Source organism: Actinoplanes sp. NPDC049668 (genome assembly GCF_044465445.1).
Taxonomy (GTDB): domain Bacteria; phylum Actinomycetota; class Actinomycetes; order Mycobacteriales; family Micromonosporaceae; genus Actinoplanes.
On the sequence record NZ_JBITLR010000001.1, the window covers coordinates 1045881 to 1072833 of the forward strand.

The 26953-nt window shown below is 71.7% G+C and carries 26 protein-coding genes and 1 pseudogene; 8 read left to right on the plus strand and 19 right to left on the minus strand.

Annotation, left to right across the window (positions count from 1 at the left end; translation table 11 throughout):
* Positions 1-27 precede the first annotated feature (27 nt).
* From ACIBSW_RS04845 to ACIBSW_RS04875, 7 genes are all read right to left on the minus strand, one after another.
* The gene (locus tag ACIBSW_RS04845; protein ID WP_354721603.1) at positions 28-1614 is read right to left on the minus strand and encodes a uroporphyrinogen-III synthase; all 1587 of its coding nucleotides are present in this window, start codon (positions 1612-1614) and stop codon (positions 28-30) included.
* Positions 1611-2540 (minus strand): hydroxymethylbilane synthase, encoded by a 930-nt coding sequence (hemC, locus tag ACIBSW_RS04850; RefSeq protein ID WP_354721602.1) that lies wholly within the window; start codon positions 2538-2540, stop codon positions 1611-1613. Before hemC ends, ACIBSW_RS04845 begins: the two co-directional genes overlap by 4 nt.
* Positions 2537-3832, minus strand: a complete 1296-nt coding sequence (locus ACIBSW_RS04855) for a glutamyl-tRNA reductase (protein ID WP_354721601.1) — start codon at positions 3830-3832, stop codon at positions 2537-2539. The genes hemC and ACIBSW_RS04855 overlap by 4 nt, the downstream gene beginning before the upstream one ends.
* Entirely contained in the window at positions 3829-4569 is a 741-nt protein-coding gene (locus ACIBSW_RS04860) for a redox-sensing transcriptional repressor Rex (protein ID WP_354721600.1), read from the minus strand. The genes ACIBSW_RS04855 and ACIBSW_RS04860 overlap by 4 nt, the downstream gene beginning before the upstream one ends.
* Before the next feature lie 259 nt (positions 4570-4828).
* Complete coding sequence (locus tag ACIBSW_RS04865) at positions 4829-5470, minus strand: HAD hydrolase-like protein (protein ID WP_354721599.1); 642 nt, start codon at positions 5468-5470, stop codon at positions 4829-4831.
* A 9-nt stretch (positions 5471-5479) separates the two neighbouring features.
* Positions 5480-5728, minus strand: a complete 249-nt coding sequence (locus tag ACIBSW_RS04870) for a glutaredoxin family protein (RefSeq protein WP_354721598.1) — start codon at positions 5726-5728, stop codon at positions 5480-5482.
* Positions 5725-7230 carry an AMP-binding protein gene (locus ACIBSW_RS04875; protein ID WP_354721597.1) on the minus strand — a complete coding sequence of 502 codons (1506 nt, stop codon included), beginning with the start codon at positions 7228-7230 and terminating at the stop codon, positions 5725-5727. The genes ACIBSW_RS04870 and ACIBSW_RS04875 overlap by 4 nt, the downstream gene beginning before the upstream one ends.
* A 308-nt stretch (positions 7231-7538) precedes the next feature.
* On the opposite strand from ACIBSW_RS04875, the gene ACIBSW_RS04880 reads away from it, so the two are divergent.
* On the plus strand, positions 7539-8489 hold the full coding sequence (locus tag ACIBSW_RS04880; protein ID WP_404799218.1) for an ECF subfamily RNA polymerase sigma factor, BldN family: 951 nt from the start codon (positions 7539-7541) through the stop codon (positions 8487-8489).
* A gap of 172 nt (positions 8490-8661) precedes the next feature.
* Positions 8662-9537, plus strand: a pseudogene (locus ACIBSW_RS04885) (DUF5667 domain-containing protein); the annotation flags it as partial.
* A 342-nt stretch (positions 9538-9879) separates the two neighbouring features.
* Here ACIBSW_RS04885 and ACIBSW_RS04890 read toward each other — a convergent pair.
* The 5 genes from ACIBSW_RS04890 to ACIBSW_RS04910 all read right to left on the minus strand — a co-directional run bounded on the left by ACIBSW_RS04890 (position 9880) and on the right by ACIBSW_RS04910 (position 13686).
* Positions 9880-10932 (minus strand): lysophospholipid acyltransferase family protein, encoded by a 1053-nt coding sequence (locus tag ACIBSW_RS04890; protein WP_354721596.1) that lies wholly within the window; start codon positions 10930-10932, stop codon positions 9880-9882.
* Entirely contained in the window at positions 10929-12017 is a 1089-nt protein-coding gene (locus ACIBSW_RS04895) for an NAD-dependent epimerase/dehydratase family protein (protein WP_404799219.1), read from the minus strand. The genes ACIBSW_RS04890 and ACIBSW_RS04895 overlap by 4 nt, the downstream gene beginning before the upstream one ends.
* A gap of 69 nt (positions 12018-12086) precedes the next feature.
* Entirely contained in the window at positions 12087-12188 is a 102-nt protein-coding gene (locus tag ACIBSW_RS04900) for a 30S ribosomal protein bS22 (RefSeq protein ID WP_007465623.1), read from the minus strand.
* A gap of 176 nt (positions 12189-12364) precedes the next feature.
* Positions 12365-12577 carry a helix-turn-helix domain-containing protein gene (locus tag ACIBSW_RS04905; RefSeq protein WP_125803603.1) on the minus strand — a complete coding sequence of 71 codons (213 nt, stop codon included), beginning with the start codon at positions 12575-12577 and terminating at the stop codon, positions 12365-12367.
* Positions 12578-12765: 188 nt separating this feature from the next.
* On the minus strand, positions 12766-13686 hold the full coding sequence (locus ACIBSW_RS04910) for a proline dehydrogenase family protein (RefSeq protein ID WP_354721594.1): 921 nt from the start codon (positions 13684-13686) through the stop codon (positions 12766-12768).
* 78 nt (positions 13687-13764) lie between these two features.
* Here ACIBSW_RS04910 and ACIBSW_RS04915 point away from each other — a divergent pair, with 78 nt between their 5' ends.
* The gene (locus ACIBSW_RS04915; protein WP_354721593.1) at positions 13765-14301 is read left to right on the plus strand and encodes a CGNR zinc finger domain-containing protein; all 537 of its coding nucleotides are present in this window, start codon (positions 13765-13767) and stop codon (positions 14299-14301) included.
* Here ACIBSW_RS04915 and ACIBSW_RS04920 read toward each other — a convergent pair.
* Positions 14288-15109 (minus strand): sugar phosphate isomerase/epimerase, encoded by an 822-nt coding sequence (locus tag ACIBSW_RS04920; protein ID WP_354721592.1) that lies wholly within the window; start codon positions 15107-15109, stop codon positions 14288-14290. The two genes, ACIBSW_RS04915 and ACIBSW_RS04920, sit on opposite strands and share 14 nt — an antisense overlap.
* Positions 15110-15251: 142 nt before the next feature.
* Here ACIBSW_RS04920 and ACIBSW_RS04925 point away from each other — a divergent pair, with 142 nt between their 5' ends.
* The gene (locus ACIBSW_RS04925) at positions 15252-16094 is read left to right on the plus strand and encodes a hypothetical protein (protein ID WP_404799254.1); all 843 of its coding nucleotides are present in this window, start codon (positions 15252-15254) and stop codon (positions 16092-16094) included.
* On the opposite strand, the gene ACIBSW_RS04930 is transcribed toward ACIBSW_RS04925, so the two are convergent.
* Together ACIBSW_RS04930 and ACIBSW_RS04935 are read right to left on the minus strand one after the other, a co-directional pair.
* Positions 16076-16759: a response regulator transcription factor gene (locus ACIBSW_RS04930; RefSeq protein ID WP_354721590.1), complete on the minus strand. Its 684-nt coding sequence runs from the start codon at positions 16757-16759 to the stop codon at positions 16076-16078. The genes ACIBSW_RS04925 and ACIBSW_RS04930 overlap by 19 nt on opposite strands.
* 31 nt (positions 16760-16790) lie before the next feature.
* A complete protein-coding gene (locus ACIBSW_RS04935) occupies positions 16791-18089 on the minus strand; it encodes an ATP-binding protein (protein ID WP_354721639.1) in 1299 nt (432 codons plus the stop codon).
* 217 nt (positions 18090-18306) lie between these two features.
* Here ACIBSW_RS04935 and phoU point away from each other — a divergent pair, with 217 nt between their 5' ends.
* Positions 18307-18954, plus strand: coding sequence for a phosphate signaling complex protein PhoU (gene phoU / locus ACIBSW_RS04940; RefSeq protein ID WP_354721589.1), 648 nt, complete (start codon positions 18307-18309; stop codon positions 18952-18954).
* Positions 18955-19018: 64 nt separating this feature from the next.
* On the opposite strand, the gene ACIBSW_RS04945 is transcribed toward phoU, so the two are convergent.
* On the minus strand, positions 19019-19777 hold the full coding sequence (locus ACIBSW_RS04945) for a phosphoglyceromutase (RefSeq protein WP_354721588.1): 759 nt from the start codon (positions 19775-19777) through the stop codon (positions 19019-19021).
* 135 nt (positions 19778-19912) lie between these two features.
* On the opposite strand from ACIBSW_RS04945, the gene ACIBSW_RS04950 reads away from it, so the two are divergent.
* Complete coding sequence (locus tag ACIBSW_RS04950) at positions 19913-21358, plus strand: MFS transporter (RefSeq protein WP_354721587.1); 1446 nt, start codon at positions 19913-19915, stop codon at positions 21356-21358.
* A 281-nt stretch (positions 21359-21639) separates the two neighbouring features.
* Here the strand turns inward: ACIBSW_RS04950 and ACIBSW_RS04955 are convergent, their stop codons facing one another.
* Together ACIBSW_RS04955 and mshA are read right to left on the minus strand one after the other, a co-directional pair.
* Entirely contained in the window at positions 21640-22161 is a 522-nt protein-coding gene (locus ACIBSW_RS04955) for a YbjN domain-containing protein (RefSeq protein WP_354721586.1), read from the minus strand.
* A 6-nt stretch (positions 22162-22167) separates the two neighbouring features.
* Positions 22168-23472: a D-inositol-3-phosphate glycosyltransferase gene (gene mshA / locus ACIBSW_RS04960; protein WP_404799220.1), complete on the minus strand. Its 1305-nt coding sequence runs from the start codon at positions 23470-23472 to the stop codon at positions 22168-22170.
* A gap of 143 nt (positions 23473-23615) precedes the next feature.
* Between mshA and ACIBSW_RS04965 the strand changes: the two genes are divergently transcribed.
* Together ACIBSW_RS04965 and ACIBSW_RS04970 are read left to right on the plus strand one after the other, a co-directional pair.
* Positions 23616-24377, plus strand: a complete 762-nt coding sequence (locus ACIBSW_RS04965) for an SDR family oxidoreductase (RefSeq protein ID WP_354721585.1) — start codon at positions 23616-23618, stop codon at positions 24375-24377.
* A complete protein-coding gene (locus tag ACIBSW_RS04970; protein WP_354721584.1) occupies positions 24374-25132 on the plus strand; it encodes a class I SAM-dependent methyltransferase in 759 nt (252 codons plus the stop codon). The genes ACIBSW_RS04965 and ACIBSW_RS04970 overlap by 4 nt, the downstream gene beginning before the upstream one ends.
* 220 nt (positions 25133-25352) lie before the next feature.
* Here ACIBSW_RS04970 and ACIBSW_RS04975 read toward each other — a convergent pair whose 3' ends face one another.
* Positions 25353-26906, minus strand: coding sequence for a DNRLRE domain-containing protein (locus ACIBSW_RS04975; RefSeq protein ID WP_354721583.1), 1554 nt, complete (start codon positions 26904-26906; stop codon positions 25353-25355).
* Between the last annotated feature and the right edge of the window lie 47 nt (positions 26907-26953).

Consider the following 26953-nt stretch of genomic DNA (forward strand, 5'->3'; position numbering starts at 1 on the left):
GCCGGCCACCTGGCCGGCCCGATCATCTCAGCGGAAGCGCAGGGCGGTCGGGCCCTGGACCTTGGAGCCGCGGCGCTGCTTGGCAGGCATCGCGGCGAGCTTCTCGCGCAGTTCGACCGCGTACGCCGCCAGCGCCTCGACCAGGTCGCCGACCGACGCGTGCTGCGGCTGGACGTCGACCCGCAGGCCGAACTCCGTCGCCGTCTCCGCGGTCTTCGGGCCGATCACCGCGACGACCGTGCGGGCGTGCGGCTTGCCGGCGATGCCGACCAGGTTGCGGACCGTCGACGACGAGGTGAAGAGCACCGCGTCGAAGCCGCCGGACTTGATCGCGTCGCGGATGTCGGCCGGCGGCGGCGCCGCGCGGACCGTCCGGTACGCGGTGACGTCGTCCACCTCCCAGCCGCGCTCGATGAGGCCCGCGGCCAGCGTTTCGGTGGCGATGTCGGCGCGCGGCAGCAGCACCCGGCCGACCGGGTCGAGGATCTCGTCGTGCGGCGAGAACTCCGCCAGCAGGCCCTCGCTGGACTGGTCGCCGGCGGGGATCAGCTCGGGCTGGATGCCGAACGCGCGGACGGCGTCGGCCGTGGCCTCGCCGATGCAGGCGATCTTGACGCCGCCGAAGTGCCGGGCGTCGAGGCCGTGCTCGCCGAACTTCTCCCAGACCGCGCGGACCGCGTTCACCGAGGTGAAGACGACCCAGGCGTACCGGCCGTCGACCAGGCCCTTGACGGCCCGCTCCATCTGCGCCGGGGTGCGCGGCGGCTCGACGGCGATCGTCGGCACCTCGCACGGGATGGCCCCGTACGCCCGCAGCCGGGCGCTCATCGCACCCGCCTGCTCCTTGGTGCGCGGGACGAGCACCTTCCAGCCGTACAGCGGGCGGTTCTCCCACCAGCTCAGCTTGTCGCGGTGGGCGACCTCCGTGCCGACGGTGAGCACCACCCGGCCGGTGAAGCCGAGCGCCGCGGCGACGAAACTGTCCACCGAAGAGGTGGTCGTGTACTGGGTCTCGCCGGTGCCGTCGCCGGTCACGCCGACCGGCGTGCCGGGCTCGATGCCCGCGGCGAGCAGGCCGTCGCGGACGGCGGCGAGATCGCCGGCGTCGACGGCGACGGCGAACGAGCCCTTGACCGCGGCCGCGGCGAGCGCGTCGAAGTCCAGGCCGGCCACGTCGTCGATGTCGGCGACGGTGCGCACGCCGGGCAGCGGCACGCCCGCGTAGGTGGCGACGCCCTCGGCCTGGCCCAGGCCGGGCACGACCTCGAAGTGCACGGCGGTGCGGGCGACGGCCTGCACCTCCTTGACCACGGCCTCGTGACCGAACGGGTCGCCGGCGACCAGGTGCACGGCGGCCAGGCCGGACTTGGCCGCGGAGAGCAGCACCTTGGCGACGTCGCCGGGTGCGCCCTCGGCCGGGCTGAACTGGGTGTCGTCCTTGGCCTCCGCCCGGATGGCCGCAAGCAGCGATTCGGGCACGCCGCGGTCGTAGATGACCTGGTCGGCCTCGGCGAGGGTGTCGTGCGCCCGGCGGGTCAGCAGACCCGGGTCGCCGGGGCCGGCCCCGACGAACGCGATGCGCCCTGCGGACTTACGGGCGGTGCGGGTGGTCATTCTGTGCTCCCCATCAGGGTGTCGGCGCCGGCGTCGAGGAGGTCGGCGGCAAGCGCTTTGCCGATCTCCGCCGCGTCGGCGGGCGTTCCGGTGCGCGACAGCCGGACAGCTCGAGCCCCGTCCGGGCTGATCACCGCACCGCGCAGGTAGATCTCGTCGCCTTCCTCGCCTTCGGCGAGTTCGGCGTGTGCCGCGACCGGCGCGGAGCAACCGGCCTCGAGCGTGGCGAGCATCGCCCGTTCCGCCGTGACGGCGGCGCGGGACGGTGCGTGATCGAGTGCGGCCAGCAGCTCGACCAGATCTGCGTCGCCGGACCGGCACTCGATCGCCAGCGCGCCCTGTGCGGGCGCGGGCAGCATGAGCATCGGATCCAACGTCTCCGTGATCTCGGCGGCGCGGCCGAGACGTGCCACGCCGGCCCGCGCCAGGACGACCGCGTCGAGGTCGGCCTCGGGGCCGAGCACCCTCGCGATTCGGCTGTCGACGTTGCCGCGAATAGGCGTGACCTGCAACTGTAGGCCCAAGGCGTGCAGTTGCGCGATTCGGCGCACCGCGCCCGTGCCGATGGCCGAGCCCGCCGGAAGCTCGGCGAGGGTCAGCCCGTCGCGGGCCACGAGCGCGTCGCGCGGGTCCTCGCGCGGCGGCACGGCCGCGATGTGCAGACCCGGGTGCGCGAGCGTCGGCAGGTCCTTGTACGAGTGGACCGCGAAGTCGATTTCGTTCGCGATCAGGGCGTCACGCAGCGCGGAGACGAAGACCCCGACGCCGAGCTGGGCGACGGGCGCGGCGGAGCGGTCACCGGCGGTGACGATCCGGACCAGCTCGACCGGGCGACCGGTCGCGGCGGTCAACGCGTCGGCGACCTGCTGGGACTGAGCGAGCGCGAGCGCGCTGCCACGGGTGCCGAGACGCAGTGGGGCGTTCACTCTTGTCCTCCGATCTCGGGAACGGCGTCAGCCTGGGTGGCGTGGGGTACGTCGAGGTCGAACAGCTCACGCAGCAGCGCCGCGTACTGGTCGCCGCCGGGCTCGGCCGCGAGCTGCCGGACCCGCACGGTCGGCGAGTGCAGCAGCTGCTGTACGACCCGGTGCAGGGTACGGGAAACATCGGCCCGCTGCTCCTCGGTGAATTCCGGGCGACGCGCGGAGAGCTTGCGCAGCTCGCCGCTGACCACCTCGTCGGCCCGGGTGCGCAGGGCGGCGACGGTCGGAGCGATCTCGGCGCCGCGCAGCCAGGCCATGAAGTGGTCGACCTCGGCCGCGACGATCTGCTCGACGGCGGCGGTCTCGGCGGCGGCCGGCATGGTGCGCCGGGCCGTCGCCAGGCCGTCGATGTCGACCACCGTGACGTTCGGCAGGTCGGCGACCTCGGGCGCGACGTCCCGCGGCACCGCCAGGTCGAGCACGACCAGCGGCCGTTCCCGCCCGGCGAGGGCGGCCGCGGTGAGCAGCGGCTCGGTGGACGCGGTGGCGCAGACCACGATGTCGGCCCCGGCGATGGCCGCGTCGAGGGATTCGAACGGCACGGCCTTGGCGCCGTACGCCTCGGCGAGGCGCTCGGCCCGGTCGGCACCGCGGTTGGTGATCTGCAGGGGCCCGACGCCGGAGCGGGTCAGGGTGGCCACCGACAGCGCGCCCATCGCCCCGGCGCCGACCACCAGGCCGGTACGCCCGGTGAGGTCGCCGTCGAACGTGGCGGATGCCACCTCGAGCGCGGCGGTGACGACGCTCTGCCCGGCCCGGTCGATGCCGGTCTCGGCGTGCGCCCGCTTGCCGACCCGCAGCGCCTGCTGCATGAGCTCGTGCAGCAGCCGGCCGGCGGAGTCGGACTCGGTCGCGGCGTGATACGCGTCGCGCAGCTGCCCGAGGATCTGCGCCTCGCCGACGACCATCGAGTCGAGCCCGGCGGTGACCCGGAACGAGTGGCGCACGGCCGCCTCGTCGTAGTGCACGTACAGGTGGGCGGCGAGGTCGCTGGCGCCGATGCCGGAGTGCTCGGCGAGCACGTTGCAGACGTCGCCGAGGCCGCCGTGGAAGCCGGTGACGGCCGCGTAGATCTCGACCCGGTTGCAGGTGGAGACGACGACGGCCTCGCCGATGTACGGCTGGGCGAGGAGCTTGCGCAGGACGGCCGGGATGTCTTCGCCGGCGATGGTGAGGCGCTCCAGGGTGTCGACCCCGGCGGTCCGGTAGGACGCGCCGACGCTGAGCAGGTTCACGAGCCGACCGCCTCCTGGTTACCGGGCTGCGCCGAACGGCCGCCGGGTATCGCCGTCAGGGACGCCTTGCGGTGCTCGTGGAAGGAGAGGATCTGCAGCTCGATGGCCAGATCAACTTTACGCACGTCGACACCCGCGGGCACCGACAGCACGCAGGGCGCGAAGTTCAGAATGCTGGTGACGCCGGCGGCCACCAGGTCGTCCGCGACCGCCTGGGCCGCGCCCGCGGGGGTGGCGATCACGCCGATGGTGATGCCCTCCTCGATGACCGCCGTGCCCAGCTCGTCGATGTGCCGCACGGTCAGCTCGCCCAGCGGCTTGCCGACCTGTTCGGCGTCGGAGTCGAACAGGGCCACTATGCGGAATCCGCGGCTGGCGAACCCGTCGTAGCCGGCCAGCGCGTGGCCGAGGTTACCGACGCCGACCAGCGCGACGGCGCGGCGCTGGTCCAGCCCGAGGATGTACTCGATCTGGTCGACGAGCAGCGCGACGTCGTAGCCGACGCCGCGGGTGCCGTAGGAACCCAGGTGGGAGAGGTCCTTGCGGAGCTTGGCCGAGTTGACTCCCGCCGCGGCGGCGAGGCCCTCGCTGGACACCGTCTCGGAACCTGTCTCCGCGAGGTTGTGCAGAGCGCGCAGGTATTCCGGTAGCCGCGCGATCGTCGCCTCGGGAAGATCCGGGAAGGCGGGCACTGCACCGGCATTACCCGGCGTGCTTCCGTGACGCTGCTGACTCATCTGACTCCGTGCCGACGAGGCGGACCTACGGTGAGCCCAGCTGCGGGTCCGGTACCGGTGGCGCCTGCGTGGACCGGCTGTGATAGCGGGGCTCGTCGGAGTCACAGAATAGGCGCTTGTGAAGGCGTGCACAAATCGCGATCTTGATGGGAGAACTGGACAAAGATCGAGTCGGCATGCTATTGCCGTCGACTCTCCGCCGAGTATTACCGGTTACCGCCCCGATGTGCCACCGAGTCCACGTCACGAAGGACGGGCATCACAGCGTCCGGGCGATGCGCACCGCCTCGAGCAGGGTGTCCGCCACCGGCCGGCCGCTGGCGCGCAGCCGCGACGGATCGGTGAAGCCGCCGCTGTAGAGCACGCACGCCCCGCCGACCGACTCTGCGGCCTCCGCGTCGTCGAGCGAGTCGCCGATCAGCACCACCTGGTCGCCGGGCACCTGCTGCTCGGCGAGGTGCCGGGCCAGGTGGCCGGCCTTGAGCCCGCCGTCGACCTCGGTCGGCCGCCCGTCGATGCGGGTGAACATGCCGGCCAGGCCGTAGGTCTGCACGGCCGGGACCAGCTCGTCGTGGAACCACATGGAGAGCAGCGACTGCCCGCCCGGCCAGGCCCGGATCGCGGCCTCGGCGTCCGCCGCCAGCGAGATCGTGGTGAGCCCGACCCGGTAGGCCTCGTGGAAGATCCGGTCGAGCTCCTCGAACTCCTCGGCGTCGACGGCCCGCTCGAGGATCTCCGCGTAGAAGTCGGCGACCGGCCGGCGGAACCGCCGGCGGTGCTCGTCGGAGTCGACGCTGCGGCCGCCGACGGCCGCGAAGGTGTGGTTGGTCGACGAGACGACGAGTGAGAGATCGTCGAGCAGCGTGCCGTTCCAGTCCCAGACAAGATGAGTGCGAGCCACTGCGCGAGGTTACAGGCGGGGTGCCCCCGCCGGTCTACTCATATCCCGCAGCAGCCGCTCCTCCTCGACCCGCCAGTAGCCGTGCTCCTTGCCGTCGAGCAGCACCACCGGCACCCGGTCGCCGTAGTCGCGCTCCAGCTCGATCGACTCGCCGACCTCGACCCGGGTCCACTGACCCGGCGCGATCCGGTCCAGGGTCTGCTCGGCGACCTCGCACAGATGGCAGCCATCCCGGCTGATCAGCGTGATCCGGGTCATCGGAGCGCTCCCTTGCGTACCTTGCCGATCGCCGAGTGCGGCAGCTCCGGCACCAGCTCGATCCCGGTCGGCAGCTTGAACCGGGCGAGCTGGCCGGCGCAGTAGACCTGCAGCTCGGCGGCGGTCGGCGGCGGGTCGAGGGCGGGCACGACGTATGCGTACGGCGCCTGGCCGGTGGAGCCGTCGGGTATCGCGATCACGGCCGCCTCGGCGACGCCCGGGTGCGAGCCGAGCACCCGCTCGATCTCGGCGGGGTAGACGTTGAAGCCGTTGACCAGGATCAGCTCGCCGATCCGGTCGACCAGCACCAGGTCGCCGTCCGCGTCCGCGTACGCGATGTCGCCGGTGCCCCACCAGCCGTCGGCGTCCGGGCCGTCCTGGCCGTCCGGCCAGTACCCGGAGAAGAGGTTGTCGCCGCGCACCACGATCTCGCCGGGGTCCGTGCCGTCGCTCACCTCCAGGTCCAGGTCGAGGTCGTCGGAGGACTCGGCCGTCACGTCGCCGTCGCTCCACAGCACCGCGCCGTCCGCGGTGCGCAGCAGCAGCGAGACGCCGGGCAGCGGGCGGCCGATCGAGCCGACCTTCTCCCGGTCGCTGACCGCCGTCGTGGTGAGCACCGGCGCCGCCTCGGTGAGGCCGTACCCGATCAGGACGGTCTTGCCGGTCGCGGCCGTGAAGCGCGCCGCGTCGGCCGGGTCGAACGGCGCCGCGCCGCAGACCGCCGTCCGCACGGTCGCGAACACCTCGCGCACGGTCGGCGCCAGCGACCACGCCGCGTACATGGACGGCACCCCGACCACGGTCGTGACCTGGTGTTTCGCGATCAGTCCGAGCGTGGTCTCCGGGTCGAAGCGATCCACCAGCACCCCGCAGGCGCCGTGGTGCGCGATCGCGCCGAGGCCGGTGTTGAGCCCGTACGCGTGGAAGAACGGGATCGCCAGCAGCACCACGTCGTCGCCGTCGAGCACGGGCGGCTCGATCCGCGCCAGCTGGTCGTGATTGGCGGCGAGCGCCCGGTGGGTGAGCATCGCGCCCTTCGGCCGCCCGCTCGTCCCCGAGGTGTACAGCAGGACCGCCAGGTCGTCCGCGGCGGCCGGGTGCGGCGCGGCCCGCTCGCCGGACCGCAGCGACGTCACCGGTACGGCCTGGGCGCCGGACAACCCCAGCCGGCCCAGGACCGGGTCCTCGGCGATCACCCGCACGGCACCGCAGTCCGTCAGCGCGAAGGTCAACTCGTCGGGCGTGTAGCCCGGATTGAGCGGAACCGCGACGAGCCCGGCCCGCAGGATCGCGAAATAGGCGACCGCGAAATCGACGGTGTTGCCGAGCACCAGCGCGACGCGATCGCCGGGCGCGGTGCCCACCGCGAGGCGCCCCGCGGCCTCCTCGACGCGTTCGTCCAGCTCAGCCCAGGTGACTGAGGACTCGCCGGCTATCAACGCCGGAGCGTCGGGGCGATGTTGCGCGGATGTGCGGACCGGGTCCCGAGCGCTGTTCTCCACGACGCCTGAGTCTGGCACAGAAGGCACTCGATCGGGTCGCCGGACACCATGTCCGAGCCGTTGCCGACCTGTCCTAGATCGTGACAGATGTTCTCGATGCCATTTCTGTGGCGCTTCGGGATATTTTCGCGCAGCGCACACTTTGTGCGACTCCGCGTGTTCGATCTCCGCAATACTTCCGGTCTGTGTAACGGAGTCCACATCCGTGGGTGAGGTTGCCCTGCCATGCGCGGGCCGCCCCACCCCCTTTTGTTGTGGAGCGGTCTTCAGACCCCCTCATCGACGGCCCGCCGGGTCAAGGAGGCGCAGTGAGTCATGTGTACGCCGGCGATCCGTACAGCCGCGACGTGTTCGCGGCGCGTCTCGCGCTCACGGAGGGCCTGAGCGCCCTCCGCAGGGGCATCGACAACACGATCGCGTACGCGATCCGCAGCGACGGACCCAAGCGGACCCGGAACCGGCCGCACATCAACGAGTCTCCCAGCCGGCACCTGCCGGCGACCGGTAACGCGAAGCCGGGCGCCGGGCGGGTCGCCGTGCCCGGGCGCCCGCAGGCGCCGCAGCAGGCCGGGCCGGACCGGCGAGCGGGCACGTCCGAGGGCGACGCCACCGTCGTCGTACCGACGCAGAGCACGACCGGCCCGCCCAGCGAGTCCGAACCGCCCAAGTATCCGGCCCGCCCGGACCCGGGCGACGCGGCCGCCGAGGTGTGGGCGCTGGTCGAGCGGGCGCAGGCCGGCGAGTCCGCCGCCTTCGGCCTGATCTACGACCGGTACGTGGACACGGTCTTCCGTTTCGTCTACTTCCGGGTCGGCAACCGGCAACTCGCCGAGGACCTCACCTCCGACACCTTCCTGCGCGCGCTCAAGCGCATCGGCAGCTTCACCTGGCAGGGCCGTGACCTCGGCGCCTGGCTGGTCACCATCGCCCGCAACCTGGTCGCCGACCACTTCAAGTCGGGCCGCTACCGGCTCGAGGTGACCACCGGCGACGTGCTCGACGCCGACCGCGAGGACCGCGGGCCCGAGGGCAGCCCCGAGGCCGCCGTCGTCGACCACATCACCAACGTGGCGCTGCTCACCGCGGTCAAGCAGCTCAACCCGGAGCAGCAGGAGTGCATCGTGCTCCGCTTCCTGCAGGGCTTCTCGGTGGCCGAGACCGCACAGACCATGGGCAAGAACGAGGGCGCGATCAAGGCACTCCAGTACCGGGCCGTCCGGGCGCTCGCCCGGCTGCTCCCCGACGGGTTCCAGTGGTGACCGCAATTCATCCGATGTCGATCTTTACGGGCCCCGGCGCCCAACCGATACCCGTAACCGCTCCCGCCGGTCGTGCGTTTGTCCGGGTGCGACCAGTGGTGGGCCTCCGGCTCACCGGTTCCGTCGCGACCGCCGGCGAGATCGCCGGCGATTCAGTCACGAGCGAGGGGAGGTGCACACGGTGAACTTGAACATCTTTGATCGCCGGAGCGCCGAGCGCTTCGCGGAGCTTCTCGACGAGACCAACGGCGGCATCCGCCATCACACGCGGGGCCAGGCCGACGAGCAACTCGCCGAACTGGTCGCCATCGGGCACAGCCTCTCCGCGGCACGGTCCGGGGTCCAGGTGGATCTCGAATTCCGTACCGGCCTGCGAGCGATGCTCGTGGCCACCGCGGAACGGGACGGCATCGGGGTGACCGCCACCGCCACCGCGCAGGAACGGGCCGAGTGGCAGAAGGCCGCCGAGCCGGCCCGCAAGCTGTTCGGCCGCCGGATCCGCGCCCGCGGCGCGATCGTCATCGGCGTCGCCGCCGGTGCCATGGCCGTCTCCGGAATCTCCGCCGCGAGCGAGAACGCCGCACCGGGCGATGCCCTGTACGGCGTCAAGCGTTCGACCGAGCGCGCCCAGCTGGCCATGGCCGGATCGGACGTCACCCGGGGGCAGCTGTCGCTGTCGTTCGCCCGCAACCGGCTCTCCGAGGCGGCCTCGATGGAGGGCGACGACCCGAGCTTCGGCGACGTCCTCGACGACATGGACAACGACACCCGGCAGGGCGTCAAGCTGCTCAACTCGGCGGCGGTCGCCCGCCGGGACAAGGCGCCGCTGGACTCCGTCGACACCTTCGTCGGCAGCCAGCGCCGGGTACTCACGGCGCGGTTGGACCGGCTCGGCTCGAGCAACCACGCGCGGGCGCTGCAGTCGTTGAGCCTGCTCGACGCCGTGCACGAGCGCGCCGGCGACCTGCGTGCCGGCCTGAAGTGCGACACCGTCACGCAGTCCGGCAGCGACGCCATCGGGCCGAAGCTGCGCGAGTGCGCGACCGGCGCCGCGACGACCACGATCCCCGGCTCCCAGCAGGGTCATGGTCAGAAAGAGGCGACGACCGGCGGCGACAAGGACAAGAAGGCCAAGCCGAGGACCAGCGGCAGCCCGACGTCCGAACCGGCCGTCGGCGGCAAGCCCGGCTCCCGGACGCCGGCCGACTCGGCGGATCCGTCCGACTCGCCGGACCCGCTGAACTCGGACGCGCCGTCCGACGGACCGGCCGAAGAGGACAAGGGTCTGCTGGGCGGCCTGCTGGGCGGGATCTTCGGAAGCTAGCCTGCGCAACACGTGGCGAGGGGCGGTGTCGGACTTCGAGAGTCCGGGCCGCCCCTCGCTTTCAGGTTAGCGGCCGAACGGGTCCGGGCGCTTCTCCAAAAGGGAATGAATCGTTGCCTGAATGGTCTCGCGCACCTCGTCGGCGAGGTTGTAGACGACCATCGGATCGTCCGCGTGCTCGGTGAGGTGCGCCGTCGGGATCGGCGGGCAGAACTCGATGAGCCACTTGCTGGGTAGCGGGACCAGGCCGAGCGGCCCGAGCCACGGGAACGTCGGCGTCACCGGGAAGTACGGCATGCCGAGCAGCCGGGCCAGCGGCTTGAGATCGGCGATGATCGGATAGATCTCCTCGGCGCCGACGATGGCGACCGGGACGATCGGGGTGCCGGTGCGCAGCGCCGCGGAGACGAAACCGCCCCGGCCGAAGCGCTGCAGCTTGTAGCGCTCCGAATAGTGCTTGCCGATGCCCTTGAAGCCCTCGGGGAAGACGCCGACCAGCTCGCCCTCGCGCATCAACCGCTCGGCGTCCGGGTTGCAGGCCACCGTCGCGCCGGCCTTACGGGCCAGTTCGGACAGCACCGGCATGCGGAACACCAGGTCGGCGCCGAGCAGCCGCAGGTGCCGTTCCCGCGGGTGCTTGTCGCGCAGGGCGACCGTGAGCATGAGCGCGTCGAGCGCCACCGTGCCGGAGTGGTTGCCGACGACGAGCCCGCCGTCGTACTCCGGGACGTTCTCGATGCCGAAGACCTCGGTGCGGAACCAGTCCCGGTAGAGCACCTTGAGCATCGGGTGGAAGACGGTGTCGGTGAGCTCGGGATCGAAGCCGAAGTCGTCGATCTCGTAGGTGCCGGCCAGCCGCCGCCGCAGGAAGGCGAGCCCGCTCGCCACCCGCTGGTCCCAGATGTCGACGACGCCGGCGGGCTCGGCCGGTTCCGGCTCGGCGGCCGTCTCCACCGGGGTGTCCGAGCCGGCCAGGTCCGGGGCCGACAGGCTCTCGGCCGCCTCGGCGGCGCGCTTGCGGCCGGGCCGGCGGCCGTTCAGCTGCTTTCCCGGCGCCGCGAGGGGCAGCTCGAAGTCGGAGTGCCCGGGCAGCGCCGCGTGAAACTCGTCCTGGGTCATAGCTGCACGCGCTCCTGGTCCTGCGTCGCCGCGGCCCGGACCCGGCGGATGCCGTCGAGGATGGCCCGCTCGGCGGCGGCCAGCCGGTCGGCGCTCAGCGACGCGCCGTTGCGGTGCCCGTTGATGAAGTCGTCGAAGGCGGCGGCGGTGGAGCGCGGCGCGAACCCGAACTCCCGGACCAGGCGGCTCGTGTCGACCACCCGGCCGTGCACGAACAGGTCGATCTGGTCCAGTCCGATCTGGCCGATGCCGACGTTGCGGGCGACCGCGGCGAACGACGAGAGGGTGCCCTCGGGCAGTGGCAGCGAGATCCGGCCGGCCCGGCGCACGGCCTGGGAGAGCGCGAGAACGCCCTCGCCGGCCACGTTGAAGGTGCCCGGGTGGTCCTCGACCACGGACCGGTGCAGGATCTCCAGCGCGTCGTCGACGTGCACGAACTGCAGCCGGGCGTCGCGGCCCAGCACGGTAGGCACCAGCGGCTGGGCGAAGTAGCGGGTCAGCGAGGTCTCGGCGGTCGAGCTGATGAACGGCGCGAACCGCAGCACGGTGGCCCCGACCTCGGGACGCCGCCGGCGGAAGCCGCGCACGTAGCCCTCGATGTCGAGGATGTCCCGGGCGAACGACCCGCGCGGCACGGCCCGGGGCTCGGTGTCCTCGGTGAACACGGCCGGGTCACGGAACGAGGCGCCGTATGCGGCCGTCGAGGAGCGCACCACCAGCTTGCGCAGCCGTCCGGCGCTCTGCGCGCCGGCGAGCAGCTGCATCGTGCCGATGACGTTCTGTTCCTTCATCGCCGTGCGGCCGCCGCCGTCGGGGTCGGGCGCGCTGGTGACCGCCAGGTGCACGATCACCTCGGCGCCCAGCTCGGCGAGGACTCCGGCCGAGGCGCGCGCGTCGGCCTGGATCAGCTCGACGTCCGCCAGCAGGCCCGAGAGGGCCGGCGACGGTTCGTGCGGATCCAGGCCGATGACACGTTCGACGCGGGGGTCCGCGGCAAGCCGGGACGCAACGCGGGCACCGAGGAATCGACTTACCCCGGTGACCACGACGACCCTCGGCGGGGCCGCGGGCATGGACGTCACCACGGGCGCGCCTTTCGCATGCGGCGGTGCTGGGTGCAAGTGAGCTGGCCGGGCGTCACGCCCGGCCGGTCATCACTTGCCGAGACGGCGACGCTGGACGCGGGTCTTGCGCAGCAGCTTACGGTGCTTCTTCTTCGCCATACGCTTGCGACGCTTCTTGACCACGGAGCCCATACGAAATGCCTCTCGAAACCATGTGGGGCCGGTCCCTGCACACCCGCAGGCGCACCCGACCGAGCTTGACGGCGGCTCGCCCCGCACCCGGCGCCGTTTGGACGCACGCAGATATCAGGGGGCGAACCGCTCCAGCGTAGCGGCCCGGCGGACCCAGGACCAACACGGCCCCGGGGTCACGCGGTTTGACTGAACGCTCCGCGCAGATACGTGTGTACGGCGTGCTCGGGCACGCGGAACGAGCGGCCGACCCGCACGGCACTGAGTTCGCCGCCGTGTACGAGCCGGTAGACGGTCATCTTGGAAACCCGCATGAGCGCGGCGACCTCGGCCACGGTCAGGAAGCGCACCTCTGCGAGGCGCTCCTCGGCTTGGGCTGGACCCGTCATCTCCTCGCACCGATCCTTTCGCAGGCGCCTCCGCCGCGGCCGGTCAGGCCTTGCGCCGCGGCGGTCGGGCGCGCGTGTCATCAGTACGGTATCGAGACTGTTGTGACCAAGGCGATGCGTTCCGTGAAATAACCACAAAAAGTCAAGCCGACACGCCACATGAGGCGCGTTTTACCCCGAAAGGTGACTTACTTCCGACTAACGAGCGCTCTGCCGAAGAACGCCACATTTGCCGGGCGTTCCGCCAGGCGGCGCATCAGGTAGCCGTACCACTGGTCGCCGAACGGGACGTAGATGCGCACGGTGTGGCCGACCGCGGCGAGCCGGGTCTGCTCCTCCGGGCGGGTGCCGTAGAGCATCTGGATCTCGAACTCGTCGGCCGAGCGGTCGAACCAGCGCGCCCGGTCCTCGGCGATGGCGATCAGCCGCGGGTCGTGCGTCGCGATCATCGGGTAGCCGTCGCCGGACATCAGGATGTTGAGGCAGCGCACGTACGCCTTGTCGACGTCGAGCGCCGACTGGAACGCGACCGACTCGGGCTCCGCGTACGCGCCCTTGCAGAGCCGGACCCGCGAACCCGAGGTGGCCAGCTCCCGGCAGTCGCCCTCGGTCCGGCGCAGGTACGCCTGCAGCACCGCACCCGTCGACGGGTGGTCCTTGCGCAGCTCGGCGAGGATCTCCAGCGTCGAGTCCGTGGTGGTGTGGTCCTCGGCGTCGAGCGTGACGGTGGTGCCGGCGTCGGCGGCCGCGGCGCAGATCTCCCGCGCGTACTCGTAAGCCATCCGGTCGTCGACCTTCTGCCCCAGCGCGGACAGCTTCACGCTGACCTCGGCCGCCGGGGTGAGCCCCGCCGCCTTGAGCCGGCCGAGCAGGGTCAGGTACTGATCGCGGGTAGCGGTGGCCTGCTCCGCCGTGAGGGTGTCCTCGCCCAGGTAGTCGAGGCTGATCGCGAGGCCGTCGTCGGCGAGCTCCCGGCTCGTGCGCAGGGCGTCGTCGACGCCCTCACCGGCCACGAAGCGGCGGACGATGCCCTTGGTGACCGGGGCGGTGGAGACCAGCCGCTCCATCCGGGACGAGTTGGCGGCGGCGAGAAAGACGGAACGGAGCATGGTCCGAGCGTATCCTTCGTAGCCGCGCCAGTCGCCGCGGAGCTGTGTTGTCGCCCGAGGTGAGGCTACGGTTAGCGGGTGAACTTCGATGCGTACGCGCGTACGGCGGTCGAGCTGGTCAACGTCGGGCTGGGCGACCTCGACGGGCTCCGATCCCTGTTCAGCGATGATCTTGCCTGGATGCGCGACGAGGTCGGCGAGAAGGACCTCGGTACGTTCCGCCGCGCACAGCGCCGGCTGCGCGACATCTTCGAGTACGGCACCACGGGCCGCGACGGCGAGGCGGTCGCCGAGCTGAACGCCCTCCTCGAGGCGTACCCGGTGCAGCCACGCATCTCCGGGCACGACGCCTCCGACTGGCACATGCACGTCACCAGCCGCGGCGCGTCCGTGAGCTCGGAATACCTGGCCGGCGCGGTCTGGGGCCTGTCGGTGTGGCTGTGCGAGTACGGCAGCGCCCGCTTCGGCATCTGCGCCGACGAGCGGTGCGGCAACGTCTACCTCGACACGTCGTCCAACAACTGCCGGCGCTTCTGTTCCGAGCGCTGCGCGACCCGTTCGCACGTGGCGGCGCACCGCGCCCGCAAGCGCGCCGCGACACTCACCCCCGCGTAGCCGCCGGGGTCGCGGACGCGGCCGGTGCCAGGTGGTGCCGGGCGAAGGCGAGCGACTCCCGCAGGTCCGCCTCGCGGACCGCGCGGCTGGTCACCTTGCGGGTGGAGACCTCCAGCGCCACCGAGCCCCGGAAGCCCCGGCCCGCCAGCGACCTCAGCAGCTCGGCGCAGGGCTGGTTGCCGCGCCCCGGCACCAGGTGCTCGTCGCGGCCCTCGCCGGTGCCGTCGCCCAGGTGCACGTGCTTGAGGCCCGGGCCCATCCGGTCGGCCATGACCAGCGAGTCCGTCCGCGAGGCGGCGGCGTGCGACAGGTCGAGCGTGTACGCGTCGTAGCCGGCCTCGGTCGGATCCCACCCCGGCACGTACGGCACGAAGTTCCGGCCCGCCATCCGCACGGGGTACATGTTCTCGATCGCGAAGCTCGTGTCCGGGTGCCGGGTCTGCACCTTGGCCAGGCCGGCGGCGAAGTTCCGGGCGTAGTCGCGCTGCCAGGTGAAGGGCGGGTGCACGACGACGGTCGGCGCGCCCAGCGTCTCGGCGAGCACCGCGGCGCGGTTGAGCCGCTCCCACGGGTCCGGGCTCCACACCCGCTGGGTCACCAGCAGGCAGGGCGCGTGCACCGAGAGGACCGGAACGCCGTAGTGCTCGGCGAGGCCCTGAAGGGCGCCGGCGTCCTGGCTGACGGCGTCGGTCCAGACCATGACCTCGACACCGTCATAGCCCAGCGTCGCCGCCATCTCGAATGCCGCGGCGGTCGGCTCGGGGAAGACGGAGGAGCTGGACAGGAGAACGGGGACACGGAAGGCCACCGGTCAAGGGTAGACCCGTCCGGCACGCCCGCCGGATCCTCCGTCGGTGTAAACAGTGGCAAACCAGACGCCTTGACGGGCGGCGGTCACCCACGCGCGTACGCTGTCGCAGGTGAGCCGCCGCACCCAGATTCGCATCGTGATGGACGAGGCGGCCGCCGCCCGCGGTCGCGAGGTCCCGCTTGACTTCCCCCGTGAATGGATCGAGTTCACCGACCCGGCCGACGACCAGCACGTCGTCCGCGCCGACCTGACCTGGCTGCTGTCGCGGTGGACCTGCGTGTTCGGGTCCGCCTGCCACGGCATCATCGCCGGCCGCCCCGAGGACGGCTGCTGCTCGCACGGCGCGTTCTTCACCGACGCCGACGACGAGAACCGGACCAAGAACGCGGCGGCCCGGCTGACGCCGGAGACCTGGCAGCACTACCGGCGCGGGTTCAAGAACTACACCGAGATGGACACCGTCGACGGCGCCAAGCCGGCTCGGCGGACGGCGACGCAGTCCGCCGACGGTCCGTGCGTGTTCCTCAACGACGCCGACTTCGCCGGGGGCGGCGGCTGCGCACTGCACGCCCAGGCGCTACGCGACGGGGTGCACCCGCTGACCTACAAGCCGGACGTGTGCTGGCAGTTGCCGGTGCGCCGCGAGCAGGACTGGACGAAGCGGCCGGACGGCAGCAAGTACCTGCTGTCCACCCTGACCGAGTTCGACCGGCGCGGCTGGGGACCCGGCGGGCACGACCTCGACTGGTGGTGCACCTCCTCGCCGGACGCGCACGTCGGCACCGAGCCGATGTACCGCACGTACGGGCCGGAGCTGATCGCACTGATCGGCCAGGACGCCTACGACGAACTGGCCCGGCTCTGCGACGTCAGGCTGAAGTCGAAGCTGGTCGCGCCGCACCCGGCGACGGTCGCCGCGGAGGCGGCCCGGGCGCCGCGCAAGCGCGGCACCGCGGGACCGGCTCACGGCTCGAACTTGTAGCCCAGACCACGCACGGTGACGATGTAACGCGGGGCCGACGGCTCCGGCTCCACCTTGGAGCGCAGCCGCTTGACGTGCACGTCCAGGGTCTTGGTGTCGCCGACGTAGTCGGCGCCCCAGACGCGGTCGATCAGCTGACCGCGGGTCAGCACCCGGCCCGCGTTGCGCAGCAGGAGCTCGAGCAGCTCGAACTCCTTGAGCGGCAGCTGCACTCCCGCGCCGTCCACGGTCACCACGTGCCGTTCCACGTCCATCCGGACCGGGCCCGCCGCCAACGTCGGCGTCGTCACCTCGGCCGGCTCCGAGCCCTGCCGGCGCAGGACCGCGCGGATCCGGGCGACCAGTTCGCGCGGCGAGTACGGCTTGGTGACGTAGTCGTCCGCGCCGATCTCCAGGCCGACGACCTTGTCGATCTCGCTGTCCCGTGCGGTGACCATGATGATCGGCACGCTTGAGCGCTGCCGCAGCTGCCGGCACACCTCGGTGCCGGACATCTCGGGCAACATCAGGTCCAACAGGACGATGTCGGCGCCGGTCCGGTCGAACTGCGTCAGCGCCGAGGTTCCGGTCGGCGCGACCGATACCTCGAAGCCCTCCTTGCGCAGCATGTACGACAGGGCGTCGGAGAACGACTCCTCATCCTCGACCACGAGCACGCGAGCCAATGGGGGTTCCTTCCTTCGGGGGCGGCCTGTCTCAGGCCGAAGGGAGCCCGGCCGCGCCGGACTCGATCTCAATCGCCGGGGGTAACGGCATAGGTACCTCCGGGGGGCGCGCCGGTAGGCGCAGGGTGAATGTCGATCCACCGCCGAGCGTGCTGGTCACGTCGACGCGACCGCCGTGGTTGGTGGCGATGTGCTTGACGATGGCCAGGCCCAGCCCGGTGCCCCCGGTCGAGCGGGAGCGGGCCTGGTCGGCGCGGTAGAAGCGTTCGAAGATCCGGTCGACGTCGTGCGGTGCGATGCCGATGCCCTCGTCGGTGACGTCGATCTCGATCCAGTCGTCGTCCTCGCGCATGGCCAGCGCCACCTTGGTGTTCTCGCCCGAGTAGGCGATCGCGTTCTCGACGAGGTTGCTCACGGCGGTGGCCACCTGGCTGTCGCTGCCGTACACGGTCGCGCCGCGCGGGCCGGCGTACACGACCTCGATGCCCTTGGCCGACGCTGTGGTGCGGGTCCGGTCGACCACCTCGGCGATGACCCAGTCCAGCGCGACCGGCACCGGGGTGGGCAGCGGCTCCGCGCCCTGCAGCCGGGTCAGCTCGAGCAGCTCGTTGACGAGCCGGCCCATCCGGGCGGACTCGTGGTGGATGCGCTCGGCGAACCGGCGCGCGGCGATCAGGTCCTCGGACTGCTCGAGCGCCTCGGCGGCCGGCAGCTCGGTGGCGTCCAGCAGCGCCTCGGCGAGTAGCTGGAGCGCGCCGATCGGGGTCTTGAGCTCGTGGCTGACGTTGGCGACGAAGTCACGCCGGACCCGGGCCAGGCGGTGCGACTCGGTGACGTCCGCGGCCTCGACGGCGACGTGGGTCGCGTTCAGGGCGACCGCGCGCAGGTGCAGTCCGAGCGGCGCCTGCGCGCCGCCCGCGCGGCCCCGGGGCAGGTCCAGCTCGACCTCGCGGCGCACGCCCGTGCGCCGCACCTGGCCGGCCAGCGTACGCAGGATCGGGTGCGCCGCGATCGTGCCGGGCGCGCCGCCGGAGCGCAGCAGGCCCATCGCCCGTGCCGCCGGGTTGACCAGTACGGGCTCGTCCTCGGCGTCGAGCACGACGACGCCGACGCGCAGCGAGTCGAGGCTCCTGCGGCCGAGGCCCTTGAGTCCGTGTCCGCCCGCGCGCTCGTCGTCGGTGTCGATCTCTCGTCCCCCCTCGGCCGGCCGGGCGGCCGGAGCGTCTTCGGGCTCCCGGCCGGCCGAGCCGGCCCGGTGGGCCCTGGACAGCAGGAACCCGGCCACCACGCCGATGGCGAGGGCGGCGAGAACGAGGAAGGTGCCGTACACCGGATTCACGCTGCGATCGTAGGGGCATTGTTTACCTGAACCGTACGTCCAGCCGGACAAACCAGGCGTGCTTCGAGCAATGTTCACCACCCGGCCCGGCGTCGTTCACCGCAGTTCATGTCCAGGCCTCCGTGCACCCCTAGCGTTGCCTATGCAAGCCCTGCTCACAAAGGCTGCCGACCGCTAGGGCAGCCCCGAACCCCCGGGACGAGAAATCATGCGCGAGGAGTTTCAGGCCGACCTGACGGAGGTCAGCCGCCTGCTGGTGACGATGGCCGAGTCGGTGCGCGCAGCGATGCGCAAGGCGACCACGGCCCTGCTGACCGCCGACCGGGAGGCAGCCAACGCGGTCATGGAGCGCGACGCCGAGGTCGACGAGGTCTACCGCCAGGTCGAGGCGAAGGTGGCCGACAGCATCGCCCGGCAGGCGCCGGTCGCCTCCGACCTGCGGATCCTGATCACCGCCCTGCACATCTCCGCCGACCTGGAGCGGATGGGCGACCTGGCCGAGCACGTCGCGAAGACCGCGCTGCGCCGGCACCCGTCGCCGGCGGTGCCCGCCGAGCTGCGGCCGGTCTTCCGGCAGATGGCCGAGGCCGCCGACCGCATGGCCGAGAAGATCACCACCGTCCTGGCCAGCCCCAACGCCGACCTGGCCGCGGAGCTGGAGAAGGACGACGACGCCATGGACGACCTCGAGCGCGACCTGTTCAAGGTGCTGCTGCACGACGACTGGCCATACGGGGCGGAGACCGCGATCGACGGCGCGCTGCTGGGCCGCTTCTACGAGCGGTACGCCGACCATGCCGTGAACGCCGGCCAGCAGATGATCTACATGATCACCGGCGAGCCGGTCGTCAGCTGATCCGGGGACGCGAAAGGCCGGGACACCGCGGGGGTGTTCCGGCCTTTCGGCTGTGCGGTCCGGGTCAGCGGCCCTGGCTGGCGACCGCGGCGGCGGCCTCCTTGGCCAGTTCCGGGTCGAGGTACGCGCCGCCGGCGGTGACCGGGCGCAGGTCGTCGTCCAGGTCGTAGCGCAGCGGGATGCCGGTCGGGATGTTCAGCTTCGCGATCGCCTCGTCCGAGATCTGGTCGAGGTGCTTGACGATCGCGCGCAGCGAGTTGCCGTGCGCGGCGACCAGCACGGTCCGCCCCGAGAGCAGGTCCGGCACGACCGCGTCGTACCAGTACGGCAGGGCGCGGGCGAGCACGTCCTTGAGGCACTCGGTGCGCGGCTTGAGCTCCGGCGGCAGCTCCGCGTAGCGCGGGTCGGCGAACTGCGAGAACTCGTCGTTGTCACCGATCGGCGGCGGCGGGGTGTCGTAGGAGCGGCGCCAGAGCATGAACTGCTCTTCGCCGTACTCCTCGAGGGTCTGCTTCTTGTCCTTGCCCTGCAGCGCGCCGTAGTGGCGCTCGTTGAGCCGCCACGAGCGCCGCACCGGGATCCAGTGCCGGTCGGCGCCGTGCAGCGCGATCTCGCTGGTCCGGATCGCGCGCCGCAGGAGGCTGGTGTGCACGACGTCGGGCAGCAGGCCGTGCTCCTTCAGCAGCTCGCCGCCGCGCCGCGCCTCGGCCTCACCCTTGGCGTTGAGGTCGACGTCGACCCAGCCGGTGAAGAGGTTCTTGGCGTTCCACTCGCTCTCGCCGTGCCGCAGCAGCACAAGGGTCCCCACAGTCATGCCCTCCATCCTGCCGCAGGCCGGGTGCGGTCGTGCGCGGACCCCGGGTGGCGACCAACACGTGGAAATCATGCTGCACCGGCAACCGAAGATCAGTAACTTGTAAGGCTGCGGTGGTTGATCGGTGCTTACGGGGGTTTACGCGTGCGGGAATGGTTACGACAGGCTGCCGGCGGCCTGCCGCGGCAGTTCTGGTTCCTCTGGACCGGCACTCTGATCAACCGACTCGGCTCATTCGTCGTCGTCTACCTGGCCATATACCTCACCGGGCAGCAGCACTTCAGCCAGAGCCAGGCCGGCATCGTGCTGGGCGCGTACGGGGTCGGCGGCGCGGTCGGCACCATGACCGGCGGCGTGCTCACCGACCGCTGGGGGCGCCGGCCGACGATGCTGACCGCGCAGTTCGGCGCGGCCGCCCTGATGGTCGGCCTCGGCCTCGCGCAGGGCTTCTGGCAGATTCTCGTGGGAGCGCTCCTGCTCGGCGCGTTCGCCGAGGGGGTGCGCCCGGCGTTCCAGGCCATGATGGTCGACGTGGTGCCGGACGCCGACCGGGTCCGGGCCTATTCGCTGAACTACTGGGCGGTCAACCTGGGCTTCGCGAGCGCGGCCGTCCTGGCCGGCCTCGCCGCCCAGTTCAACTACCTGCTGCTCTTCCTGGTGGATGCGGGAACGACGCTGGTCACGGCCGTGATCAGTCTGATCTTCCTGGCCGAGACCCGCCCGCATCGCGCGCCGGCGGCGACGGGGCCGCGGGCCCGCGGCGGCCCGGGGCTCGGGGCGATCTTCCGCGACCGGGTCTTCATGACCTTCGTCGCGCTGAACTTCTTCATCGTCCTGGTGATCATGCAGCACCTCTCGACGATGCCGATCGCGATGAGCGCGGACGGCCTGAGCCCGGCGACGTTCGGCTGGGTGATCGCGATCAACGGCCTGATGATCGTCGCCGGGCAGCTCTTCGTCCCGAAGCTGATCGACGGCCATGACCGGTCGCGGGTCCTGGCCCTGTCCACCCTGATCGTCGGCGTCGGCTTCGGGCTGAACGCCTTCGCCGGCACGGCGGCGCTGTACGCCCTCTCCGTGGTGATCTGGACCGTCGGCGAGATGCTCCAGTCCCCGTCGAACTCGGCGCTGATCGCGGAGCTGTCCCCGGCCCAGCTGCGCGGGCGGTATCAGGGCGTGAACTCGCTGTCCTGGTCGGGCGGCGCGGCGCTGGCCCCGATCGTCGGCGGCTTCGTGCAGGAACACCGGGGCGGCGGGGTGCTCTGGCTGGGCTGCGCGGCGATCGGCGTACTCGTGGCGGCCGGGCAGCTCGTCTCGGGCCCCGCCAGAGAGCGCCGCGCCAAGGCCCTGCGCGAGGGCGCGCCCGCGTACCCGGTCGCGGCCGTCACCGTCGCCGCCGAGACCGTCGCCCCGCCCGTCGCGGTCGCGCTGCCGGCCACCGGGAGCGCCGTACCGCGGCAAGGGCGACGCCGGCCGCCGTCGGGTCCGGGTCCCGGCCCTCGACTGAGCGTCCGGCGGTTCAAGAACCGGGTCATATCCGATCGGGCCGATCGGGCCGCCCGGAAGGGTGACAACGGGCCGGACGTCTGATTCGCGCATCATCCGTGAGGCTTGAGTTGCCTCATGTGACGGTTCAGACAGATGGCAGACAGCCAACTGGCTTGTGGGCCTCGACCGGCCCAACTAGCGTGGTCGATGGACGCCGAGCCGTCAGTTCGGGGAACGGGTCGACCCTCTGGGTCACCGCGGATCGGTGTTCGGGGACGGGTGGCGTAAGCCGTTGGGGGACGGCGCAACCCGAGACCGGCGGTTAGTGCGGGCGACGCCTATGGGGATGGGCGTCGCCCGCCGCCGCCGGTGCTTTGTTTTTCCTACCCCTCGGACTTCGAGTCCGCCTTCGAATCCGCCTTCGGATCGGCGAAGTGCGCGAAGGCCTGCAGGTTGGCCAGGGACTCGCCGCGCTTGACCCGCCACTCCCACTCGCGCCGGATCGACGAGCCGAAGCCGATCTCCAGCATCGAGTCGAAGGACTCGTCCGCATACGTCAGGACCGCGCCGAGCAGCCGGTCGAGCTCATCGGCGTCCAGGCCCTTCAAGGTGACCCGGCCGGTCAGGTACACGTCGCCGGAACCGTCGATCGAGAAGCCGACGCCGTACATCCGGGCGTTGCGGCGCAGCAGCCAGGCCCAGAGCTCCTCGTGCTTCTCATCCGGGTGGCGCATCACGAACGCCTCGATGCGCAGCGCGTGCTCGCCGACGATGAGGTTGCAGGCCGTCTTGAGCTTGTGCGTCCCGGGCAGCGTCACCACCCAGGACGAGTCCCCGGTCGGCTCGCAGGGCAGCTCCCGCTCCGCGCAGACCCGCTCGATCAGCTCAGCTACGTCACTCACCATCGTCACTCACCATGAGAACGAGCCTGCCAGACGCGCCGCGATCAGCGCACGATGCTCGGTCACCGCCTCGCGGTAGACCCGCAACAGCCCGTCCGCCGTCCGATCCCAGGAGAAGTTCCTGGCGTGCCGCACGGCGCCGGCCGAGAGCCGCGCCCGGCGCCCCGGCGCCACCAGCAGGCCCGTCAGCACCCGGGCCCAGTCGTCCGGGTCGTGGCCGTCGACCAGTACCCCGCTCACGCCGTCGGTGACGGCCGTGACCAGGCCGCCGACCGCCGCGGCGACCACCGGGGTACCGCAGGCCTGCGCCTCGAGCGCGACCAGGCCGAACGACTCGTTGTGCGACGGGACCGCGACCAGGTCGGCGGCCCGGTAGAGCCCGGCGAGCGCGTCGCCGGTCCGCGGCGCGACGAAGCGCACCTTGTCGGAGACCCCGAGCGAGGCGGCCAGCTCGATCAGCGCGGTCGGCCGGTCCAGGCCGCTGCCGCTGGGCCCGCCGCAGATCACCACCGTCACGTCCTCGTCCCGCAGCGGCGCCGAGGCCAGCGCCCGGATCAGCACGTCCGGGCCCTTGAGCGGCTGGATCCGGCCGACGAACGCGACCACGTACCCCCGCTCCGGCAGGCCCAGCCGGCGCCGGTCGGCGTCCCGGGACGGCCCGGGACGGAAGCGGTCGAGGTCGACGCCCGGCTGCACCACCGTGAGCCGGGTCGGGTCGGCGGCGTACGAGCCGACCAGGTCCCGCGCCTCGAAACGGGTGTTCGCCACCAGGCGGTCCGCCTCCGCGATGACCTGCTCCTCGCCGATGACCCGCGAGTTCGGTTCGGGCCGGTCCCCCTCGGCGATGAGGCGGTTCTTGACCTTGGCGAGGGTGTGCGCGGTGTGCACGTGCGGGACGCCCCAGCGCTCCCGGGCCAGCCAGCCGACCTGCCCGGACATCCAGTAGTGCGAGTGGATCAGGTCGTACGAGCCGGGCGGCCGGGCGGCCTCGGCCCGCAGCACGCCGTTGGTGAAGGCGCACAGCTGCGACGGCAGCTCCTCCTTCGACAGGCCCTCGAACGGGCCCGCGGTGACGTGCCGGACGGTCACGCCGGGCGCCATCTCCACCACCGGCGGCAGCTCGCTCGACGTGGCCCGGGTGAAGATCTCGACCTCGACGTCGCGCTCGGCCAACCGCTTGGAGACCTCGACGATGTACACGTTCATGCCGCCGGCGTCGCCGGTGCCGGGCTGCTCCAACGGCGAGGTGTGCACCGAGAGTGTGGCGATGCGCCGGGGTGTCGGCCATTGGCCTGCGGCCCGCAGCTCAGCCACGTCGTGGTCCCTTCGAAAGGCGGTCAAACGTAACGGTGAACTGTTACGCCGTCGTTCATCTTCCCCATCCGCGGGGCCCGAACCCAACGCCAGGAGGCCGGGGGTGACCCAGCTCTCCCACACGCGTGAGGCAGGATCAAAGGATGGTGCAGAAGAACATCGCAGTCGTCACCGGGGCATCCAGCGGCATCGGTGCGGCGACCGCCCGCCGGCTGTCCGTCGAGGGATTCCACGTGGTGGCCGCGGCCCGGAGGCTGGACCGCCTCGAGAAGCTGGTCGCCGAGATCGGCCCGGACGCCACCGCGGTCGCCTGCGACGTTACGTCCGACGCTTCGGCCGCGGCGCTGGCCGACGCGGTGACCGGCCTCGGTGCCCCGGTGACCCTGCTGGTCAACAACGCGGGCGGCGCGCGGGGGATGGACCCGGTGGCCGGCGGATCCGTCGCCGACTGGCAGTGGATGTACGACGTGAACGTGCTGGGCACCCTGCGCGTCACCCAGGCCCTGCTGCCCGCGCTCGAGGCGAGCGGCGCGGGCACCGTGGTGACCGTCGGCTCCACCGCCGCCTTCACCGTCTACGAGGGCGGCGGCGGCTACACGGCCGCGAAGCACGCGCAGACCGCGCTGGTCGGCACGCTGCGCCTGGAGCTCGCCGGCCGGCCGGTCCGGGTCGTCGAGATCGACCCCGGCATGGTGCGCACCGAGGAGTTCTCGCTCAACCGGCTCGGCGACCCCGAGAAGGCCGACGCGATCTACGCCGGGGTGCGGGAGCCACTGGTCGCGGACGACATCGCCGACTGCATCGCGTGGGTCTCGACCCGCCCGCAGCACGTCAACATCGACCGCCTGGTGGTGCGCCCGATCGCGCAGGCCGCGCAGCACAAGGTGGTTCGCGAGCCGAAGTGAACCCCGCCAGGAAGCCGCTCGGCGCCGTCACCCGGGGCACCACCAACCCCAACCGGCTGCGCCGGGTGGACAACTTCATCGCGTACCGGTGCGGTGAACTGCTCGCGGCCGCGGCGGTGCCGCTGGTCGTCGATCTCGGGTACGGCGCGACGCCGGTCACGGCCGTCGAGCTGCGCCGCCGCCTCGCGGCCGCGGTCCGGCCGGACGTCGCGGTCGTCGGCCTCGAGATCGATCCGGTCCGGGTCGCCGACGCCCAGCCGTACGCGGACCCGCCGCTGCTCGACTTCCGCCGGGGCGGCTTCGAGCTGGCCGGCCTGCGCCCGGTGGTGGTGCGCGCGTTCAACGTGCTGCGCCAGTACGCCGAGGACGAGGTGGCGGCGGCCTGGGCCACGATGACCGGCACCGGCGCGCTGCTGGTCGAGGGCACCTGCGACGAGCTGGGCCGGATCGCGACGTGGGCGGTCGCGGACGCTGGCGGGCCGCGGACGCTCACCCTGTCGGCGCGACTGTCCGACCTGGACCATCCGGCCACGTTCGCCGAGCGCCTGCCGAAGGCTCTGATCCACCACAACGTGCCCGGATCGGGCGTGCACGACCTGCTCCTCGCGCTCGGCGCGGCGTGGGACGCGTCGGCGACTCCGTTCGGGCCTCGGCAGCGCTGGCTCGCCACCGTCGCGAAGCTCCGGGAGCACCGGCCGGTACTGGACGGCCCGGCCCGCTGGCGCCGCGGCGAGCTGACCGTGCCCTGGCCCTAGGGGCTGTATCAGGGTGGGAGACGGGCTGCGGCGGGTCCAGCCCCCGCCTGGCCGCACGCCGCAAACACCCGAATACAACACCGGTATTCGGGCGCCCGCGGCGCACACCCAGGCGACGCCTGGACCTCGCCTCGCTCCGCCTCCCACCCTGATACAGCCCCTAGCCGACCGGGCCGGCCCGCGACGCGGACCGGCCCGGTTTTCGGGGGGAGGGTGAGGCTTACTTGCCGATGGTCACCTTGAACATCGGATCCGCCGCGACCTTCTTGAACGCCGCCAGGCTGCTGGCGGTCGAGTTAACCGAGATGTCCCGGTCGCCCTCGTCGTCCTTGGCCGTGTCGAAGTAGACGATCGCCTTGACCGCCGGGTGCGCCTTGAGCTCGGGGACGACGGTGTTGTACGCCGCCGACTTGTCGGTGACCGACTTGGTGCGGTGGTACATGCCCCACTCGGCGACCATGATCGGCTTCGTCGGGTGGTTCTTGACGGCCCAGTCGTACCAGCCGAGGCCACCGCCGGTGGGCTGCCGGTCGAGGATGTCGCCCATGTCGCCGTAGTGGTAGTAACCCTTCTCGACGCTGACGTAGGAGTCCAGGCCGACCCAGTCGACGTAGGCGTCGCCCGGGTAGAGGTCCTTCCACCAGGACTGCGCCATCCACTTCTCGTTGCCCATGTACGCGATCACGTTGACGGCGTTGGTGACCCCGTTGGCGCGCAGGCGGGTGATGACGTGGCGGTACATCGCGGCGTAGTCCTTGGCCGTCATGCCGGACGAGGCCGAGGTGGACACGTCGTTCTCCGGCTCGTGGTGCAGCGCGAGGAAGAACTTCTGCTGGTAGTTCTTCTTGACGTACTCCGACCACTTGTCGATCCGGGCGTCCTGCGCGCCGGCCGCGACCTTGGCCCAGGTGGAGTTGTAGGCGACCTTCCAGTTGAGCAGGAGCACCCGCGGGTTCTTCGGGTCCTGCGTCATGGCGATCTCGTCCTTGGTGGGGAACTGCTCGTCGCCCTTGTGGTACGTGTGGTAGATCGACGCGGTGCGGCCGGTCAGCGCCTCCCAGTCCTTGAGGGCCTGGTCGCGGGGCGTGTCGGTGAAGCCGCCCGCGGCGGCGCCCCAGAGCACGCCGCAGGACGGCACGAGCTTCGCATCGGTCACGCACCCGGCCGGCGGGGTGGTGGTCGCCGTCGCGTTCTTCTTGGTGGTGATCACCAGCTCCGGGCCGCCGGAGGTGGCGGTGCCGTACTCCATCGAGCGCAGCCGGGTGACGGCGCTGGTCGAGGCGGACTTGAGCGCGAACGCGTACGTGCCGGACTTGTTGACCACCTTGGACACGTTGAAGGTCAGCGTCTTGTCGGTGGTCTTCGGCTTGAGCGAGGCGACCAGCGAGCCGGTCTTCGGCGCGTTGGCCGCGGTGAGGGTCTTCTCCGACCACGAGGTCGGCAGCGAGAAGACGTTGAGCGTCGCGGCGACCGGGCTGCCGACCACCGGCAGCCGTAGTTCCGCGCCGGTGACGGTCTCGCCGGCCGCGACCTTCGGCGCGAACTTCAGGTAGGACAGCCGGGTCTCCCCCGACTCCTTGCCCACCACCAGCTTGTCGGCGGCGCCGAAGTTGACGGACTTACGGGTGCTCGAGGTGTACGCGTCGTCGCTGGTGTAGGTGGTCGTCGTGCCGGTCGTGGTCGCGGCGTTCGCCGGGGGAGTCAGCGCGAATCCCCCGCCGGCGACAACGACGCCCGTCAGTGCGATTCCGATGGTCCCTCGCCTGGCCCCCACGTGATCCCCCCTGAATGTCAAACATCTGCTGTCTGACATTCAGGTTC